Raw genomic sequence first — 17,718 nt, forward strand, 5'->3', positions numbered from 1 at the left:
ATGTGATGACGTCAGAGGCAGCGGATCACCATCAAGGCCAGGAGCCTCACCGCTCCAGCGACAGGCCGGATAGATCTGCGCATCCAATGCCGCCGACGGCACCAGAACACCTTGCGGCGGGGGGCGTCCATAGATTGTTGAGGAGGTTGGCGAGCCCGATCTTGGTTGCGGCTTGAGGCGATGCCGCCGCCGCCAGCTCCTGCCGGCGTCTCCCTCGGAGATCGGATCGAGCGTCCGCTGACGCTCGATCGTGCGGACGAACAGGCCCATCCTCGCCTTCTGCCAGGCAGACACGTGCTCGATTGGTGTGCGGATGGCCGACTTCTTCGCGTTCGCTCTGGAAGTCCGACCTGGCATCGGGCGATGCGCCACCTTGTTGCGATAGACGCGACTTGCCAGCATCCGCCGGGATGGCAGCGCCCCATTCTTCTTCGATCGCTGGCCACTATTGCCCATCGATCGCGGCAGGGGATCGATCCAGTTCCGCAGGAACGGCGGTCAGCAGACCGCCGCGGGACGGCCGCCGATGTATTGCCCGGCTCGAGCAGGACACCCAGGCTACTTCCCTCGTGCGCGCCAGCATCCGTGGGTGCTGATGTGGTTCTGATAGCCAAGGCCGGGACCCCAAACTCGGCCTGCTTCCGCCCATCCTCCAACGGCTCGGCCTTGGTGTCCTTGATCGTCCATGATCCGTCAGCAGACGGATCATCCAGCACCAAAGGTGCCAAGATTAGGAGACCTTGGCGGGCGAGGCATTCTGATGCTTCTGGCGGAGCTTTGCTGGCTTGGCCTGCCACTCCTCGGACATGCGCTCCTCCTTGAGCGCCTGCTTCTCCACCTTCGTGTTCCGCTGCTTGGATGAAGTCACGATGCCGGCAACGACAGGCTGACCGGACATGGCGAGGTAGCCCGCTTCCCGCAGCTGCCGGGCGAATAGATCGAAGTCCACCACGGCAGCCACGCGTTCGAGGTCATCGTCGTTCTTCGACCGGTCGGCCAGCCGCTCCTCGACACCGAAGAAGCCAGCCTGACCCGCCATCACCGCCTCCTGCTTCACAGCCTCATCCCGCCATCGATGCCGGCTATGCCCGAGTGGCTTTTGGAGGTGCCCAGCTTCGAGCGCCCGGCGTTGATCCGCCCTCCATCAGACGGGGACCAGATCCTGAGGCGCCGGCAGGGGCATCGACCGTGTGCCCAGGCGCAGGCGGAACAGGGCCTGCTTCACCCACCGACCATCATCTTGACCACCTCGTCGCCGTCGGTCTGGTCGATCCGCCGCTCGCCGGCGTTGCGGCCGCGGCGCAGGACCAGGATCCGGTCGGAGACGGCGAAGATGTCGCCGAGATTGTGGCTGATGAAGATGATGGCCACGCCCTGGGCCTTGAGGCGTGCGATCAGTTCCATGACCTTGCGCTGCTCCGGCACGCCCAGGGCGGCGGTGGGTTCGTCCATGATCAGCAGTTCGGCCTTCCAGTAGATGGCACGGCCGATCGCGACGGCCTGCCGCTGGCCGCCCGACAGGTTGCGCACGGGCTGGACGAGCTTCTTGGGCTCGATGTCGATTTCCAGCTGATGGAGGACCTTCTCCGCCTCCTGGCGCATCGTCTCGCGGTCGAGCCGCGGCAGCAGGCCCAGGAACCGCGTGAAGCGCTCGCGGCCGAGAAAGACGTTGGCGCCGACGTCCAGATTGTCTGCGAGCGCCAGGTCCTGGTAGATCGTCTCGATGCCGGCGGCGCGGGCCGCCGAGGGGCTGGCGAAGTCGACGGCCGTGCCCTTGAAGTGGATCTCGCCCTCATCGCGGCTGTGCACGCCGGCGATCGCCTTGATCAGCGTCGACTTGCCCGCACCGTTGTCGCCTGCCAGCGCCAGCACCTCGCCCCGGCGCACCGTCAGGTCGACATCCTCCAGCGCCGTGACCCCGCCAAAGCGCTTGGTGAGGTGGCGGATCGCCAGGAGCGGCTCAGACATCGCGTCGCACCCCGCCGGTGAGCCGTTCCCGCGACTGGTCGATCAGCACCGACACGATGATCACGACCCCCACGGCCACGAACTGCCAGAACGGCGCGACGTCGATGAAGACCAGGCCGTACTGGATGACCGCGATGATCAGCGCGCCGATCACCGTGCCGATGATCGTGCCCGACCCGCCGAACAGCGACGCGCCCCCGATCACGACCGCGGCGATGCTGTCCAGGAGAAGCGGCTCGCCGCCCTGGGCCGCACCGGCCGAAAAGCGCGCCGTGTAGATCACGCCGGCAATGCCCGCGCAGAACCCTGCCAGCATGTAGAGCAGCACGGTGTGCTTGGGCACGTCGATGCCCGCACGGATCGAGGCTGCCTTGTTGCCCCCGATCGCATAGGTGTAGCGGCCGAACCGGCTTTCCTGGAGCAGCCAGTGCATCGCCAGCATCACCAGGAGCGCGATGATGACGGGCACCGGGACGCCCACCAGCTTGGCGTTGCCCAGCTGGAACAGCCATGGGTTGTTGACGGGCACGGTCGTCCCGCTGGCCGTCAGGAAGCCCACGCCGCGGCACACGCCATACATGCCGAGCGTGCCGATGAAGGCCGGGATCGCCAGGCGCGCGATCAGCGTGCCGCTGACCAGGCCCGGGATGATGCTCACCGCCAGCGCCGCCGCGATACCCAGCAGGAGCGACACGCCCGGATGGAACCCGGTCAGCTGCTGCATGGTCGTGGCCATGACCACCGAGGCCAGCCCCATGACGAACCCGACCGAGAGGTCGATGCCGCCGGCGATGATGACGAGCGTCTGGCCCATGGCGAGCAGCAGCGGCATCGAGGCGGTCAGCGCGATGCTCTGCAGGTTGTAGGGATTGAAGAGGAAGGTCGAGCCGTACTGAGCCCTGGCCCAGATCTCGAAGAACAGGACCAGGATCAGGAGGAACAGCCAGGACCAGGCGATGGCCACGAAGGCGAGCAGCGGATGGCGTTCGGCCGGGGCGTGCGGGGCGATGGTGGCCAAGGGCGGTACAGCCTCATTCGGTCGCGAAATGCTCGGGCGGAGGGACGGCCGAATGCCATTCCTCCGCCCCCAAGGGTCAGTCCGAGTAGACGAACGCCGCGATCTTCGGGTCGTCGATATTGCTCTTGTCCATGACGGTGAAGCCCGTGCCGATCGAAGTGGGGACGGACTGGCCGGACAGCGCCGCGAACGCCGTCACCACGCCGAAAAAGCCGATCTCGGCCGGGTGCTGGGCAATCGCGAAGTCGACCGAGCCGCTCTTCAGGTCGTCGACGATCCGCGTCGGCGTGTCGAAGGCCACCACCTTGATCTCGCCGGTCTTGCCGGCCGCCTTGACGCCATCGGCGGCGCCGAACGCGGAGAACAGGTTGGCGCCGAACACGCCCGCCAGGTCCTGGTTGCGCGCGAACACGGCCTGGAGCTGCGAGGAGGCCTTGTTGGCGTCGTTGTCGTTGAACTGCGTTTCCAGGACGGTGATGTCCGGGAACTCGGCCATGCCGGCCTTGAATCCTTCCTCGCGCTGGTCGGTGGTCGAGATGCCGGGTTTCACGTTGCTGACATAGACCTTGCCCTTGCCACCGATGGCCTGGGCCAGGGCCCGAGCCGCCATCTTGCCACCCAGCACGTTGTCCGAGGCGACATAGGAGAGCGGGAAGTCGCCCTCGCCCGAACCGTCCTGGTACAGGCCGTCGTCGATGAAGGTGTCGACGGTCACCACGCTGATGCCGGCATCGATCGCCTGGCGCAGCGGCGCGATCAACTGCTGCTTGTCGGTGGGCGCGATCAGGATCGCGTCGGGCTGCCGGGCGATCACCGCCTGGAGCACCGGCACCTGCAGGGTCGGGTTGAACTCGGGCGCCCCCTGGAAGACCAGCTCCACGCCCAAGGCGTCGGCGGCTGCCTGGGCACCCTTGCGCATCGTGATGTAGAACGCGTCGGTGGTGAGCCCGGGGATGAGCGCGATCGTGAACTTCTTGTCCTGGGCAGCAGCCGGCCGCACCAGCGCACCCGCAGCGGTCGCGAGCGCCAATGCACCCGCGAAATGGCGGCGATCCATCTTGTCCTCCCTGTCGTCCCGTCATGCGGGACGTGGCCGGACGCTAGCGGCGCCGCTAAACCCTTACAAGTCGCGACCGTTTGAACGGAGATCTGTCCCTTGGAACCCCATCCGATGCTCAAGCCCCTGTCCGTGCGCATCGGGCTGTTGCTGTTCTGCCTGGCCTGGACGGCCTTCGAAGCCTGGCACGAGCCGAACTCGATCTGGTTCTGGCTGTTCGCAGGCGTCACCGTCTATGCGGCCGTCGAGTTCTTCATCTCCGACAAGTACCGCGCCAAGAAGAACGCCGCCTCGGCCTCCCAGGGCGACGTTCCTCCGACAAGCTGACCGGCGCTGCCGCTCAGCCGTGCAACTTGGTGGCGATCTCGGCCACGTGGCGGCCCTGGAAGGTGGCACCATCCAGCTCGACGGCGGAAGGCTGGCGGGAACCGTCGCCGCCGGCGATCGTGGCGGCACCATAGGGCGACCCACCCAGGATCTCGCCCAGGCCCATCTGCCCCTGGAAGGAATAGGGCAGGCCCACGATCACCATGCCGTGATGGAGCAGCACGGTGTGGAACGAGGTGCAGGTGGTCTCCTGGCCGCCATGCTGGCTGGCGGTGCTCGTGAACACGCTGCCGACCTTGCCGATCAGCTTGCCCTGTGCCCAGAGCGACCCGGTCTGGTCCAGGAACTGCTTCATCTGGGCGGCCATGTTGCCGTAGCGGGTCGGGGTGCCGAAGATGATGGCGTCGTAGTCGGCGAGTTCGCTGGGCTCCGCGATCGGTGCGGGCTGGTCCATCTTGTAGTGGGACTGCTCCTGCACCTCCTGTGGCACCAGCTCCGGTACCCGCTTCACGACGACGTCCGTACCGGCCACCGATTTGGCGCCTTCGGCTGCCGCATAGGCCATCTTCTCGACATGGCCCCAGCTTGAATAATAGAGCACCAGGATCTTCGCCATCACGCATCTCCTCGAACGACAAACAGCAGGACGGAGATGGGCCGCCGCCAAAGGATTGCCAACAGCGAGACTAGGGGCGGATCGTCCCCTGTGCGGAAACAATGCTGCCGTCGCGCAGGAACGCTGATCCCCGGCGGTAGGGCCGCACCCCCGCCAGGCTTCGCCCGGACGCCTGCGCCAGCCCCGCGGCGTGAAGGGCGGCGGCCCGGCCTTCGGACCGCTCGACCAGGTCACCATCCAGCTCCAGCAGCACACCCGCGCCTGTGATGCGGCAGCGAATGGCAGCCGCACCCGGCAGCAGGACGGCCAGCTCCCGCTCGACCAGATCCACGAAGGCCAGGTCCTCGGCATCGATCGGGATGCCGGTCTCGATCCGGCTGGACAGGCAGGGCTGGGCCGGAAGCTCGGCCAGATCATCCAGCCCATGCAGCGCCGCCAGGGCGCGGATGCCGGCCTTGTCGATGCCCGCCTCGACGAAAGGATGCACGACCCGGTGCTCGGCAGCGGCGCGCAGCCCCGGACGATAGTCGCCGAGATCGTCCAGGTTGGCACCCGACGCGATCGTACCGGACGTCAGGCGCAGGATGCGCCCATACAGGTTGGTCTTGCAGAAATAGCACCGGTCGACGGGATTGGCGCGATAGGCGGGATCGTCGAACTCGCCCGCTCCCACCACGACCAGGTCCCAGCCATGACGCTGCGCATGCCGCTCGACACGGGCGGTCGCCAGTGGAGGCACGGCCGGCGACACGGCATGGACCATCCGCACGCTGGCCCGGCCGAACCGGTGCGCCAAATAGGCCAGCGTCATGCTGTCCACGCCGCCACTGACCGCGACGGCCAGTCCGTCATGGCGGTCGAGGGCCGCCAGCAATAGCTCCATCAGCTCCCTCACGCCTCGCCCTCCGCCCGTCGCGCGAAATGGCGCCGCTCGGCCAGCGTGTTGCCGGTGACGTCGTCGCTCTCCGCCTTTACCGTCTGGGTCCGGTCGGGCCGGCGGACCCGCTTCACCCTGATCCGCCCGGCCTGCTCGATCGACCGGGGCAGGCAGATGCGCTGCTCGACATGCCAGCGCAGGCCGATCGTGCTGGTCTCCGCAAAACAGGCGTTCTGGATGAACTCGAGGGAATCGGGGGCGACCAGCAGCCGGAAGTTCTCGATCGGCCGTCCCTTCTTGCCACGCCTCGTCGCCGTCGTCAGGTCCAGCACGCCAGCTCGTTCCCGCAGCCGGTCGCAGGCGACGGCGATCTCCTCGCCGGTCATGTCGTCGACGTCGAAGCTCAGCACCACGACCTCTTCGGTGACGCGCTCCGTGCCGGCAGGCTCGAAGAGCATGGCGCGCAACACGTTCGGCATATCCGGAAGGCGGCGCGTGCCGGCACCGGTGCCGCCGCGAAACAGTCGTCCGCCCCTCCACCTGGCAAGGGGATCAGGGATCAGGTGGCGGAGGATCGCCGCCCCTGTGGGCGTAACGCGCTCGCCCTCCACGCCGTCGTCCCTCCAGGTGAAGCCGGTGAGGATCGCAGCGGTGGCAGGTGCGGGCACGGGCAGGAGGCCATGGCGGGTCCGCACGGTGCCGCCGCCGCGGGGCAAGGGCGAGGCGGTCCAGATCGCCCAGTCCAACGCCGCGACGATGCTGCCGGCCGCGACCACGTCGGCAAGGGAGTCCCAGTCGCCGATCTCATGGAAATGTACGTCGGCGACCAGCACGCCGTGAATGGCTGCCTCGGCATTGGCCAGGATCGTCAGGATCGCCTCGGCATGCCTGGCCGTGCCGTCGGAAAGATCCGCCCGGTCGATCCGACGGACCATGTCGGCGAACGAGGCACTGTCCGGCGGGGCGACGGCAGGCGCCTGCAGGCCGAAGCGAAGGCAGCTGATACCCTCGCTTTGACCTTCCGTCAGCACCGGCTCGCCGGCACCCTCGGGCAGCACGGCCACGACGTCCGCCAGAACCCGCTCGCGCAGGTCCGGCAGCGCGTCCAGCATCGCCGCCACGAACATGTCCCCGGCGATGCCGCCAGCAACGTCCAGGTGAACGTGCAGCGGCCCCTCAGGCAGGGGCATGGATCGGGATCACGTAGGGGCCTTCCGGGATGACCGCCACGGCCCCGTCGCCATGACGGGCCACGGAGGCCGCGACCGCCTCGTCCAGGGACGGCACGATCTCCACGCCCGTGATCCGCCGCTCTTCCGGATCCAGCCCGGTCGTGAACATCTGAATGTGCCCCAACCGCATCGACTTCAGCTGCATCTCGGTCTGCCACTCGTCGATCTCGGCCAGCGACTTCGCGGTGAGCGTCTGCAGGAACCGTTCCGGGCCAAGCTCGACCAGCCGCGCCTGCGCATCCTTGAACTCCGGCGAGCCGAAGCCTTCCGAGCACTCCGACACCATGATGAGCGTGCCGCCCGGCTCCAGGATGTCGAGCGGCGTCACCATGCCCTTCACGGTCTGGTAGTAGGTCTTGTCCAGCGGATAGCCGGCCGAGGAGGTCACCAGCGTCTTGAACTTGCGCGGCACTTTCACCTGGCTCACGTCCTGCACGAAGGCCACCGCCGCCAGATGACTCTCGATCACCTCGCCGAAGGTGACATGGGCAAGGTCGCGGTCCTCATCCAGCACCGTGTTCAGCGCGTGGACCGGGCCCAGCTTGCGGACGATGTCGAGCTGCTCCTCGTGCAGCGGGTTGCCCACGAGGTTGCACTGGACCGCCAGCGGGTCCTCCATGAAGCGCGCCGAGTGGAACGTCCGGATCGTGGTGTGATGGGCGACGCCCGGGGCCACCACCTTGCGGCCGCCCGACCAGCCCGCCATGAAATGCGGCTCGACCAGACCGGTCGAGATCTTCAGGTCGGCATGGACCAATCGCCGGTCGAGCCGGATCGGCACCTGGCGCTTCTCGGTGAAGCCCAGGTCGACATGCATGTCGTCGTCCCTGGCATAATGGTTCTCGATCCGGACATTATTCATCACCCAGGGATCGCCCACGAGCTCGGCCAGCTCGTCGCCCAGGTTCGGGCGGTGCAGGCCCGTCGCGACCAGGATGGTGATCCGATCCAGGGGAATGCCGGATCCTACCATCGTCTCGACCATCGGCCGCAGGAACAGCCGGTTGGGCACGGGACGGGTGATGTCGCAGATCAGGATGCAGGCGCTGGCCTTGCCCTTCGCCAGCTCGGCCAGGGGCGGCGATCCGACCGGATGGTCCAGCGCTTGGCGCACGGCACCGTGCGGGTCGGGCAGCTTCGGCAGGGCCGCCTTGCGGATCACGTATGGGGAGGCATGCGGGGGCAGGTTCAGCTGAACGTGCGATCGCCCGAACGCGATCTCGATCTTCTGGCCCGGCATCCCTGATCTCCCATGCGGCGTTGCTGGTGGGTGAAGCGCAAGCACGCTTCCGGCTCAAGCCTGTCTGCCGGCCTGGCCGCCATCGCTCGCATAGAGATGGGAAGGATTGGTGCGGTCGAGAAGACTCGAACTTCCACGCCCTTTCGGGCACAGCGCCCTCAACGCTGCGCGTCTACCAATTCCGCCACGACCGCACATCGCTTAAGAGCCTGGCCTATTGGCCGCCGGCGCCGCGCGGTATAGTCGGTCCGCATCGGGCCTGCAAGACAATGGAGAGGCTTTTGGCGCTGGAATGGCGTGTGGCCCCCGGACTGGTCGCTTATCCGGATGCCGTGGCGACGATGGAAGACAGGGTCAGGCGGATCCGCGACGAGGGTGCCGACGAGCTGGTCTGGCTCGTGGAGCACCCGCCACTCTATACCGCCGGCACGTCGGCCGCCGCCGGCGAACTCCTCGATCCGCAGCGCTTCCCGACCTTCCAGACCGGCCGCGGCGGGCGCTGGACCTATCATGGCCCCGGCCAGCGCGTGGCCTATGTCATGCTCGACCTGCAGCGGCGTGGCGTCGACCTTCGCGCCTATGTCACCCGGCTGGAAGGCTGGGCCATCGCAGCCTTGGCGGCATTCGGCGTGCATGGCGAGCGGCGCGAGGGCAGGGTCGGCATCTGGGTGAACCGCAACGGCATGGAGGAGAAGATCGGTGCAGTCGGCGTGCGGGTCAGGCGCTGGGTGACCTATCATGGCATCGCCATCAACGTGTCGCCGGACCTCACCCATTTCGCCGGGATCGTGCCCTGCGGCATCGAGGAGTTCGGGGTGACCTCGCTGGCCAAGCTCGGCGTCCGGGCCAGCCTTGCCGACCTCGACCAGGTCCTGCTGCGGACGTTTCAGGCGGGGTTTGGCGCAGGGACCGAGCCGTCGACGCCCGGACGATTGAACGCGGCTGAACCCGCTACTAGTTCTCTGGCATGAGAACAGCGGCCGCCATGTTGCTTTTCGCCCTCCTGATCGGCCCAGAAGTCGCGCAGGCAGCCTGCAACGACAGTGCGGCGCCGGGCGTGATGTGGCGGCGCTGCTTGATGGATGGCGAGGACATGGCGGGGGTCAACCTGGCCAAGGCGGATCTGCGCGGGGCGTCGTTCAAGCGTGCCGTCCTTGTCGGGGCGGACCTGAGCGGCAGCAGGGCCGGTGGCGCCAAGTTCATCAGCGCGGATCTCAAGCAGGTCCGGCTCGAGGATGCCGACCTGAAGCGTGCCGACTTCACCAACGCCATGCTCGATGGTGCATCGCTGGTGCGTGCCGACCTGCGTGGCAGCCGCCTCTACGACGCCAAGCTGCGCGGCGCCGATCTGACCGGCGCCCTCCTGACCTCCGCCGACCTTCTCCGGACCGACTTCTCCGGTGCCACCTGGACGGACGGCGTCACCATCTGTGCTGCCGGCTCGCTCGGCCGCTGCGTGAACAGCTCCGGGCCGGTGGTGGACGACGGCACCTGAGCGTCAGCCCGTGGGCGTCCCGTTCTCGCGCAGGCGGATGAAGGCGTCCGCCGTGCCGAGCGGCCGCCCGATCAGGAAGCCTTGCGCCTCGTGGCAGCCCAGCTCGCGCAGGAACTCGAGCTGCTCCTTCGTTTCCACGCCCTCGCCGACCACCCGGACCCGCAACGTATCAGCCAGTGCCACGACCGCCCGCGCGATCGCGGCGTCGTTCGGATCGGTCGTCACGTCGGCGATGAACGAGCGGTCGATCTTCAGGGCGCCGATCGGGAAGCGCTTGAGATAGGCGAGCGAGCTGTAACCGGTGCCGAAATCGTCGACGGTCACCCGCACGCCCAGCTCGTGCAGCCGGTGCACCGTGTCCTGGACGTCCTGCATGATGCTGCTCTCGGTCAGCTCCAGCTCCAGGCACGGCCCCGGGAACGCGCTGTCCATCAGCAGCCGGCGGACCTTGGCGACGAAGTCGCGCGCCTGGAACTGGCGGGCGGAGATGTTCACCGCGATCCGCAACCCCTCCAGCCCCTCGGCATGCCACTCGCGCATCTGCAGCACGGCCTGGCGCAGCACCCAGTCGCCGATCGGCAGGATGAGGCCCGTCTCCTCGGCGATCGGGATGAAATCCGATGGCGGGATCATGCCGAGCTCGGGGCTGTTCCACCGCAGCAGCGCCTCCACCCCGACGATCCGGTCCTCGGCCAGCCCGACCAGCGGCTGGAAATGCAGCAGCAGCAGCTCGCCACGCTCCACCGCCTTGCGCAGCCGGCTCTCCAGCACGAGCCGCTGGTAGGCCTTGGCGTTCATGTCGGTCGTGTAGAACTGATAGGTGTTGGATCCCTGTTCCTTGGCGCGCGCCAGCGCCGTGCCCGCGTTCTTGAGGAGCTGGTCCGGATGGTCGCCGTCGAAGGGGAACAGCGAGATGCCGATCGATGCCGCCACGGTCGGCTGGTCGCCGGCGATCTGGAACGGTGCCTGCAGACAGTCGAGTGTCTTCTGCGCCACCTTGCCCGCACCCTCGGCTCCTTCGGTCGCCAGGGCCAGGATCAGGAACTCGTCGCTGCCGGGTCGCGCCACCGTGTCCGACTTGCGCAGGGCGTTGCCGATCCGTGCTGCCGCCGCCCGCAGGACCCGGTCGCCCTTGTCCAGCCCCAGGCTCTCGTTGATCAGCTTGAATCGGTCCAGGTCCACCACCATCACCGCCAGCTGCTGACGCCCGCGGCGCGCCCGCTCGATCGCCTGGCTCAGGCGGTCCAGGAACAGGAGCCGGTTGGGCAGGCCGGTCAGCGGGTCGGTATAGGCGAGGTTGCGGATGGTCTCCTCGGTCTGCTTGCGCAGCGTGATGTCCCGCACGATCAGCACGCCGCCGGGCCCATCGCCGACAGGGGCCACGGCCACCTCGACCGGAACATGCTCGCCCGAGCGGCGGATCGCCCGGCTTTCGCCATGGAGCCTGGAAGGCTCCTGTCCATTCAGCCCGGCCTGCCCACCCTCCAGGGCCAAAAGCGGCGGATCGAACAGTTCAGCTGCCGCCCGACCGAGCAGTCCTCCGCCGGCCAGATCGAAGATGCGCTCGGCCGCGCGCGACGCACGGCACACGGCACCGGCCGCGTCCACCACCAGCACGCCGTCCGTCACATGGTCGAGCACCAGATCGAGAAAGCCGTCGTCGGTGGGACCGGGCGGGCGTTCCTCGCCGGCCGGTACCGTGGCGCGGACCGGCCGGACCACGCCAAGGACGGTTTCCGTGGACATGGGCTGCAGGACGATCTCCCAGTGCTGGCCCGATGCCGGCCACTGGAACGTCGCCTCGATGCGCCGCCCGCTGGTGAGCGCCTGCTCGACCCGGTCGCGCCAGTCCTCGGCGAGCTCGCTGCCCAGGACGTCGTCGAGCGGTCCGTGGTCGAGAGTCTGCAGCGTCCGGCAAAGTGCCTCCTCCCGGCCGGTCGCGATCCACAGGAGCCGCAGGTCGACATCGATCGCCAGCACCGCCGCATCGAGGAGGTCGGCGAGGAGCCGGTAATCGGCCAGCGGCAGGCCTGGTGCGGAAAGTTCCTGGCGCTCGGCCGAGCCCTGCCGCAGGAGGCCCAGCACGCGCTCGACCGGCATGCCGGCCTGGGCCTTGCCGGATCCTGCCCGGACCGGCCGCGCCCGGTCGAACAGCCTGACCTCGGCGCCGTGCGCGGTGCGGATCCGATAGCTGATGTCGCTGCTCACGCCGGCCATCAACTCCAGGTTGCGGCGACGCAGCCTGCCACGGTCCCGCGGAACCACGATCCCGGACAGGCCACCCCGTGCCAGCAATTCCGGCATGGAGTAGCCGGTCAGCCGCTCCACGGTCGGGTCCGCCCATTCCAGCCGCAACCCGGCATCGACGTCGGCGCAGAGCCGGTAGAGGCCACCGCCCACCAGGTCGCCCAGCAGGCGGGACGTGCCACTGGAATCCGCCGCCTCCCCGGTCTCCTTGCCGGCCTCGCTCGCGACGACTGTCAGAAGAGCGAGCTTGCCCGGTGCCAGGGACGCGGCCTGCACGGCGCATCGCTGCGGCTTGCCATGGGCAAAGAGCGGGAGCTCGCCCGTCCACGGCTCGCCGGTCTGCAGCGCGTTGAGGAGCGCGGCAAAGCCCGGATCGACGGGATCCGTCGCCCGCAGCAGGCGCAGGCGCGCGCCCGGCAGGGCCTGCTCGTCCAGTCCCGTGATCCGGCACAAGGCCCGGTTGGCCCACACGATGATCGGGTGCGGACGCATCGGGTCCGGGCGCGTCACCAGGAGCAGGCCCATGGGCAACGCGTCCAGCATGGCGGCGACATCGCCTGCCGGCAGGCTGTCCATCGCTGTCCGCGCGGCCGACGCTTCACGCAGGTTCCGTTCGCCCAAGCCGCTCACCTCGTCCACGCCAGTTCTCTCGGTGCGATGACGGCGCTCTGCGTCGCCGCGTCATTGCAACGGCGGGTAATCGGTTTGCCACACGATATCGAGCGGTTAAATGAAACCGGACCCGGTCAACCCATGCGTGCCGAAGCCTGGACCGGCGAATGGCGGTGCCGCGCTGTGGGCGGCAAGGCGGCGGCCGATCGCGGACGGCAGATCGGCGGCGGTCAGGCCCGTGCTCAGCATGGCGCCGGCCTCGGCGTGAAGGCGAACGGCAGCCGCGGCCGCCTCGAAGCTCGGCATGCCCTGCGCCAGCAGGCCCAGCACCGCGCCGGTCAGCACGTCGCCGGCCCCGGCGGTCGCCAGGGCCGGGGCGGCCAGGTCCAGGATCGTCGCGCGGCCATCGGGCGAAGCCACGACCGTATCCGCCCCTTTCAGGATGACCACGGCACCGCTCTGCGCCGCGGCCGCCATGGCCCGCTCGATCCGCGCACCCTGGAGGCCCGGGAACAGCCGCGCGAACTCGCCCTGATGGGGCGTCAGGACCGCGTCGCCACCAAGCGGCTGCTCGCATGGAGCGATGCTGGTGAGGGCGTCGGCGTCAAGGACGATCCGCTTGCCCGCCGCCAGGATCCGCCGCACCCGGTCCCTGGTGCGCTCGCCGATTCCGGCGGCAGGGCCGATAGCGACGGCGTTGCGCCTGGCGTCCGCCAGCAGCCGGTCCAACGCCTCCTCATCCGGCAGCGGCACGGTCATCAGGTCCACCTGGCCGGCCGCATAGATCGCGACGGCATCAGGGTCGACCGCGACCGTCACCAGCCCGGCGCCGATGCGCAAGGCGGTGCTGGCCGTCATCCGGGCGGCACCGGTCGCATGCGCGGGGCCACCGACGACCAGGGCGTGGCCCATGGTATATTTGTGCGACAGCAGATCGCGGCGTGGCAGGAGACGACGCCAACGGCAGGGCAGGTCGATGCTCATCTGCCCGCCCAGAGCCGAGAGGTGCCGCTCCTCGATGCCGATGTCGGCTGCGACGATCTCGCCGGCATGGATTCGGCCCGGCAGCAGGACGAGGCCGGGCTTGGCCCGCACGAAGGTGACGGTAACGTCAGCCCGCACGGCCATGCCGCGGATGCTGCCGGTCGCACCGTCGATCCCTGACGGAATATCCACGGCGACCACCGGGCCGCTGCCGGTGTTGATCTGCTCGATCAGGCGCGCCGCGGCGCCGTCGACATCGCGGGCGAGGCCCGCGCCGAACAGGGCGTCGACGACCAGTCGGGCGGCCACCGGTGACAGTTCTGTCGGCGGTACCCAGGATGCGTCCCACCCATCCGCGGCGGCCCGGGCGTCACCGGCAAGGCTTGAAGGCGGTACGAGCGATGTGACCTCGACCTCCCAGCCGGCGGCCCGCAGCAGCCTGGCGACCACCCAGCCGTCGCCGCCATTGTTGCCGGGGCCGCAGGCGACCAGCACCGGACGCCGGGCGTAGCGCGCGGTGATCGTGCGTGCCACCGCCGTGCCGGCCCGCTCCATCAGCACGTGCCCAGGCGTGCCTCCTTCCACCGCCAGTCGGTCCAGTCGCGCGACGTCGCCGGGCGCCAGAAGCAGCCCGTCCGCCGGTGCCGGCTTGGGAAAGCCCCGCAAGCCGCCCGTCCTCAGTGATGCCGGCGGAAGCGGGCGGCAGCCGCCCGCTCGATTGCGGAGGCCACCAGCGGTTCCAGCTCCAGCCAGTCGCGCATGCTCTGCAGCACTTCCAGCTCTTCCTGGCCGGCCGTGCCGTCCGCCGCCGCCACGTCGCAGGCGAGCAGGTAGGCCGTTTCGCGCAGCGGCTTGTCGAGGGAATCCTTGATGTCGTTGATCAGCTCGTCGACTCCACGCGACTTTTGCAGGAGCAGGGCGACGTGCCGCCCGATTTCCGTGATACTTTCCCGGTCGAAGTCCTTGAACACCGGCAGGGTGGAGACGAGCCTGCCGATCATGCCCAGCTCGGCATCGGTCATCTCGCCCTCGGCGGCGGCGATCAGGACCATGGTGGAAACCAGCGCTTTTTGTTGACGAGCGAACAACGACATCGGCATGCCCCTGGAAGTCGGCCGGCGATCCGCTCACGGATGGCCGCGGGCGGCAGATATGCGGATCTCCGGGAAAGGTCGCAACCATTGCCGATCGAGATGGCCACCGCGATCGAGGACGCCCTTGCGGCAGGACGGCCGGTGGTGGCGCTGGAAACCACGCTGGTAAGTCATGGCCTGCCCTGGCCGCATAACCTGGAGACTGCCCGGCAGATGGCCCAGGCCGTCGTCCGGGAAGGAGCAGTGCCGGCGGTGATAGGCGTCCTGGACGGCGTGGTACGGGTGGGGCTCACCCAGGCCGAGATCGAGCGCTTTGCCAGGGAGCCCGGCATCGCCAAGTGTGCTACCCGCGACCTGCCTTTTGTCGTGGCGACGGGCGGCAGCGGTGCCACCACGGTCTCGGCCACCGTGGAGGTGGCTGCCCGCGTCGGCATTCGCTGGATGGCGACCGGCGGGATCGGCGGCGTGCACCGGGGGGCGGCGGAGACCGGGGACGTGTCGGCGGACCTGGATGCCATTCGCCGTTCGCGCGTCGTCGTGGTGTGCGCGGGCGCCAAGATCATCTTGGACCTGCCGCGCACGATGGAATGGCTGGAAACGCTGGGCGTGCCGGTGCTGGGATGGAAGACCGACGAGCTTGCGGGCTTCTACACCGCCAGCACCGGCCTGGCGGTGCCGAGGATCGCCGACGAGGCGGCGCTCGCCCGCTGGTGCGGCAGCTGGCAGGACCTCGGCTTCCCGTCCGGCGTCGTGCTGGCCGCCCCGCCACCACCCGGCCTCGCGATGAACGGTGCGGAGGTGACGGCGCTGGTGGCGGCGGCCGAGGAGGCCGTCCCTGCCGCCGAGCGGAGCGGCAAGGCCGCCACGCCGGCCTTGCTGGCCGCCATGGCCTACCTGTCCGGCGGCCGGACGGTCGAGCTGAACCGGGATCTGATCGTGGCCAACGCCGCCCTGGCGGCGCGCTGCGCCACTGCCTGCGGGCTTCGACCGTTCTCAACCCAGAGGCGAAATATTACTTGACCAGCTTCGCCTGAACGACGCTCATGCGCGCCAGCATGGCAGGCTCGTTCTGGTAGCTTCATGGACCTCGGTTCGAACGCGCGTCGTATCCTCCTCCTGGGCGTGGCCTCCTCGACCCGCCTCCTCATGTGCCATGTCCTGCAGAACCTGGGCTATGCGGTGGACGAGGCGACGGACGTCGCCGAGGCCGCCGCGCGCTGCCGGAACTGCGGCCTCGTGGTGCTGGGGCTTCGGACGGCCTCGGGCGAACTGCGGACGATCGTGCGGGCGCTGCGCGGCATCGACCGGCCGCCGGCCGTCATGGTCGTGGGGGATGCTGCCGCGATTGCGGAGATCCAGCAGCCCGACCCGGACATCCAGGCCTGCCTCGTCGAGCCGGTGGAGTTCGGCCAGTTCCTGGCGACGGTCCGCCAGCTGATCGAGACCGCCTGCCAGACAGGGCGGGCGTCCACCGCACCGGTCGACCTGGAACGGCTCGACATGTTCGCCGGCAGCGGTCCGGACCTGACCGAGGAACTGGCGGCCCTCTTCTTCACCACCGCCAGGGCCTATCTGGCGGACATGGAAAACGCCTTGCGCAACGACGGCGACGCATCGCGGACCGCCCATACGCTCAAGGGTGCCTGTGCCAATTTCGGTGCGTCCGAGATGGCGGCACTCGCCCTGATCGCCGAGGAGCAGGGCGTGACCGCGGAACGCTTGAGCGGCCTGCGCGGTGCGCTTGCCCGCGCCGAGCAGTTCATGGCGGGAGCCGGCATCTACCGGGCTGCCGTGCAGTGAGCAGCAGCCGTTCCTCCCGCCAATGCGGGAATTTCCTCCATCCTGCTCAACCTACGCGACCAGACTGCAACACACGCCGCATCCTCCCGCGCGACGGCTGGGAAACTCCTTGCTGGCGGTGCAGTACTGTCCTGTTGTCGCCGCGCGAGGTGCGGCACGGCAGGTGCCCTCGCGACATGTTGATCCCGGCCGGCGTTCCGTTCGCAGCGGCCGTCCAGTGAGGTGTGCTCGATGCTGAGAGGCGCTCGTCTGTTGGTGGCCGTGAGCCTGGGTGCGCTGGCTGCCGGTTGCACCAACCTGGCGGCGCCGAACTTCGGCACGCTCAACCCGAACGGGCTCGACGATACCGACCTGAAGATGTGGGACATCGAGGCCGTCCGCCGGATGGTCCCGCAGGGTCCGGCCTTCAACGAGCAGCTGCGCGTGGGCTACCTGGAACTGGCCGACGCCGTCGGCGGGGCCGGCGATGACGGCGACGAGGACCATTTCCTGCGCAAGGCGGTAGCCTCCGCCCGTGGACTGGCCCAGGTGCCGGACCAGGTCGTGATGCCCGATGCGATGGACTATCGCGGTGCCGGCACCGACGCGGACGGGGCGCTGGCGGTGGGTCGTGCCCGGCTCCTGGACGCATTCGCGCTCAACGCCCGCAAGCTGGCGCCGCTGGATGCCGCCAACGCCCAGGTCGCCTGGGACTGCTGGTTCGAGGGGGCCGAGGCCGGGCGGGGCAAGCAGGTCGAGGAATGCCGGCAGGCCTTCGAGGACGCCATGGACCGCGTCGACGCCGCGCTCGCCGGCGACGAGGAGCAGGCCTTCATCGTGTTCTTCGCCTGGGACGATGCCACGATCACCCCGGTCGGGCTGACCGTGCTCCAGCAGGTGGCCGAGGCCTATGCGTCCGGCGCGTCGCCCAGGATCGTGCTGGCCGGCTATGCCGACCGGTCCGGTACCGAACCCTATAACTTGAAGCTGTCGGAGCGCCGCGCGAGGAACGCGGCGGCCGAACTGATCAGGCTCGGCGTCCCGAACGAGGCGATGGACGTCACCTGGTATGGCGAGGCGAACCCGCGGGTGCCGACACCCGACGGCGTGCGCGAGCCGCAGAACCGGCGGGTGGAACTCACCTTCCCGGAATGAACCGTCGAGGTCGATAC

General features: G+C 68.9%; 18 protein-coding genes and 1 tRNA gene. 6 read left to right on the forward strand and 13 right to left on the reverse strand.

The window, feature by feature from the left end:
- The 5 genes from VHL31_RS14555 to VHL31_RS14575 all read right to left on the reverse strand — a co-directional run.
- A partial coding sequence (locus tag VHL31_RS14555) for a hypothetical protein (protein WP_329661945.1) occupies positions 1–270 on the reverse strand: 270 nt, incomplete at its 3' end.
- Between the two features lie 460 nt (positions 271–730).
- Entirely contained in the window at positions 731–1,039 is a 309-nt protein-coding gene (locus VHL31_RS14560; protein ID WP_329661946.1) for a hypothetical protein, read from the reverse strand.
- A gap of 182 nt (positions 1,040–1,221) precedes the next feature.
- Positions 1,222–1,968 (reverse strand): ATP-binding cassette domain-containing protein, encoded by a 747-nt coding sequence (locus VHL31_RS14565; RefSeq protein ID WP_329661947.1) that lies wholly within the window; start codon positions 1,966–1,968, stop codon positions 1,222–1,224.
- A complete protein-coding gene (locus VHL31_RS14570) occupies positions 1,961–2,986 on the reverse strand; it encodes an ABC transporter permease subunit (RefSeq protein ID WP_329661948.1) in 1,026 nt (341 codons plus the stop codon). The genes VHL31_RS14565 and VHL31_RS14570 overlap by 8 nt, the downstream gene beginning before the upstream one ends.
- A gap of 76 nt (positions 2,987–3,062) precedes the next feature.
- A complete protein-coding gene (locus VHL31_RS14575; RefSeq protein ID WP_329661949.1) occupies positions 3,063–4,043 on the reverse strand; it encodes an ABC transporter substrate-binding protein in 981 nt (326 codons plus the stop codon).
- A 99-nt stretch (positions 4,044–4,142) separates the two neighbouring features.
- On the opposite strand from VHL31_RS14575, the gene VHL31_RS14580 reads away from it, so the two are divergent.
- A complete protein-coding gene (locus VHL31_RS14580; protein ID WP_329661950.1) occupies positions 4,143–4,370 on the forward strand; it encodes a hypothetical protein in 228 nt (75 codons plus the stop codon).
- Positions 4,371–4,383: 13 nt separating this feature from the next.
- Here the strand turns inward: VHL31_RS14580 and wrbA are convergent, their stop codons facing one another.
- The 5 genes from wrbA to VHL31_RS14605 form a co-directional block, all read right to left on the reverse strand.
- Positions 4,384–4,986, reverse strand: a complete 603-nt coding sequence (gene wrbA / locus VHL31_RS14585) for an NAD(P)H:quinone oxidoreductase (RefSeq protein ID WP_329661951.1) — start codon at positions 4,984–4,986, stop codon at positions 4,384–4,386.
- 70 nt (positions 4,987–5,056) lie between these two features.
- Complete coding sequence (locus tag VHL31_RS14590) at positions 5,057–5,869, reverse strand: adenine nucleotide alpha hydrolase (protein ID WP_349262450.1); 813 nt, start codon at positions 5,867–5,869, stop codon at positions 5,057–5,059.
- An 8-nt stretch (positions 5,870–5,877) separates the two neighbouring features.
- Positions 5,878–7,053 (reverse strand): LarC family nickel insertion protein, encoded by a 1,176-nt coding sequence (locus VHL31_RS14595; RefSeq protein ID WP_329661953.1) that lies wholly within the window; start codon positions 7,051–7,053, stop codon positions 5,878–5,880.
- A complete protein-coding gene (gene larA, locus VHL31_RS14600; protein ID WP_329661954.1) occupies positions 7,040–8,335 on the reverse strand; it encodes a nickel-dependent lactate racemase in 1,296 nt (431 codons plus the stop codon). The genes VHL31_RS14595 and larA overlap by 14 nt, the downstream gene beginning before the upstream one ends.
- A 107-nt stretch (positions 8,336–8,442) precedes the next feature.
- Positions 8,443–8,529: transfer RNA gene (locus VHL31_RS14605), tRNA-Leu, on the reverse strand.
- A 75-nt stretch (positions 8,530–8,604) separates the two neighbouring features.
- Here VHL31_RS14605 and lipB point away from each other — a divergent pair.
- Both lipB and VHL31_RS14615 read left to right on the forward strand, forming a co-directional pair.
- Positions 8,605–9,306 (forward strand): lipoyl(octanoyl) transferase LipB, encoded by a 702-nt coding sequence (gene lipB / locus VHL31_RS14610; RefSeq protein ID WP_329661955.1) that lies wholly within the window; start codon positions 8,605–8,607, stop codon positions 9,304–9,306.
- 14 nt (positions 9,307–9,320) lie between these two features.
- Positions 9,321–9,830, forward strand: a complete 510-nt coding sequence (locus tag VHL31_RS14615) for a pentapeptide repeat-containing protein (RefSeq protein WP_329661956.1) — start codon at positions 9,321–9,323, stop codon at positions 9,828–9,830.
- Positions 9,831–9,833: 3 nt separating this feature from the next.
- On the opposite strand, the gene VHL31_RS14620 is transcribed toward VHL31_RS14615, so the two are convergent.
- The 3 genes from VHL31_RS14620 to VHL31_RS14630 all read right to left on the reverse strand — a co-directional run bounded on the left by VHL31_RS14620 (position 9,834) and on the right by VHL31_RS14630 (position 14,767).
- Complete coding sequence (locus tag VHL31_RS14620) at positions 9,834–12,716, reverse strand: EAL domain-containing protein (RefSeq protein ID WP_329661957.1); 2,883 nt, start codon at positions 12,714–12,716, stop codon at positions 9,834–9,836.
- An 87-nt stretch (positions 12,717–12,803) separates the two neighbouring features.
- Positions 12,804–14,339, reverse strand: coding sequence for an NAD(P)H-hydrate dehydratase (locus VHL31_RS14625; protein ID WP_329661958.1), 1,536 nt, complete (start codon positions 14,337–14,339; stop codon positions 12,804–12,806).
- A gap of 11 nt (positions 14,340–14,350) precedes the next feature.
- Complete coding sequence (locus tag VHL31_RS14630) at positions 14,351–14,767, reverse strand: tellurite resistance TerB family protein (protein ID WP_329661959.1); 417 nt, start codon at positions 14,765–14,767, stop codon at positions 14,351–14,353.
- A gap of 87 nt (positions 14,768–14,854) precedes the next feature.
- On the opposite strand from VHL31_RS14630, the gene VHL31_RS14635 reads away from it, so the two are divergent.
- The 3 genes from VHL31_RS14635 (at position 14,855) to VHL31_RS14645 (ending at position 17,701) form a co-directional block, all read left to right on the forward strand.
- The gene (locus tag VHL31_RS14635) at positions 14,855–15,787 is read left to right on the forward strand and encodes a pseudouridine-5'-phosphate glycosidase (RefSeq protein WP_329661960.1); all 933 of its coding nucleotides are present in this window, start codon (positions 14,855–14,857) and stop codon (positions 15,785–15,787) included.
- Positions 15,788–15,847: 60 nt separating this feature from the next.
- Positions 15,848–16,567, forward strand: a complete 720-nt coding sequence (locus VHL31_RS14640; RefSeq protein ID WP_329661961.1) for an Hpt domain-containing protein — start codon at positions 15,848–15,850, stop codon at positions 16,565–16,567.
- Between the two features lie 255 nt (positions 16,568–16,822).
- The gene (locus tag VHL31_RS14645) at positions 16,823–17,701 is read left to right on the forward strand and encodes an OmpA family protein (RefSeq protein WP_329661984.1); all 879 of its coding nucleotides are present in this window, start codon (positions 16,823–16,825) and stop codon (positions 17,699–17,701) included.
- Positions 17,702–17,718 lie beyond the last annotated feature (17 nt).

This window comes from Geminicoccus sp. (genome assembly GCF_036263595.1).
In the GTDB taxonomy this organism is placed as follows: Bacteria; Pseudomonadota; Alphaproteobacteria; order Geminicoccales; family Geminicoccaceae; genus Geminicoccus.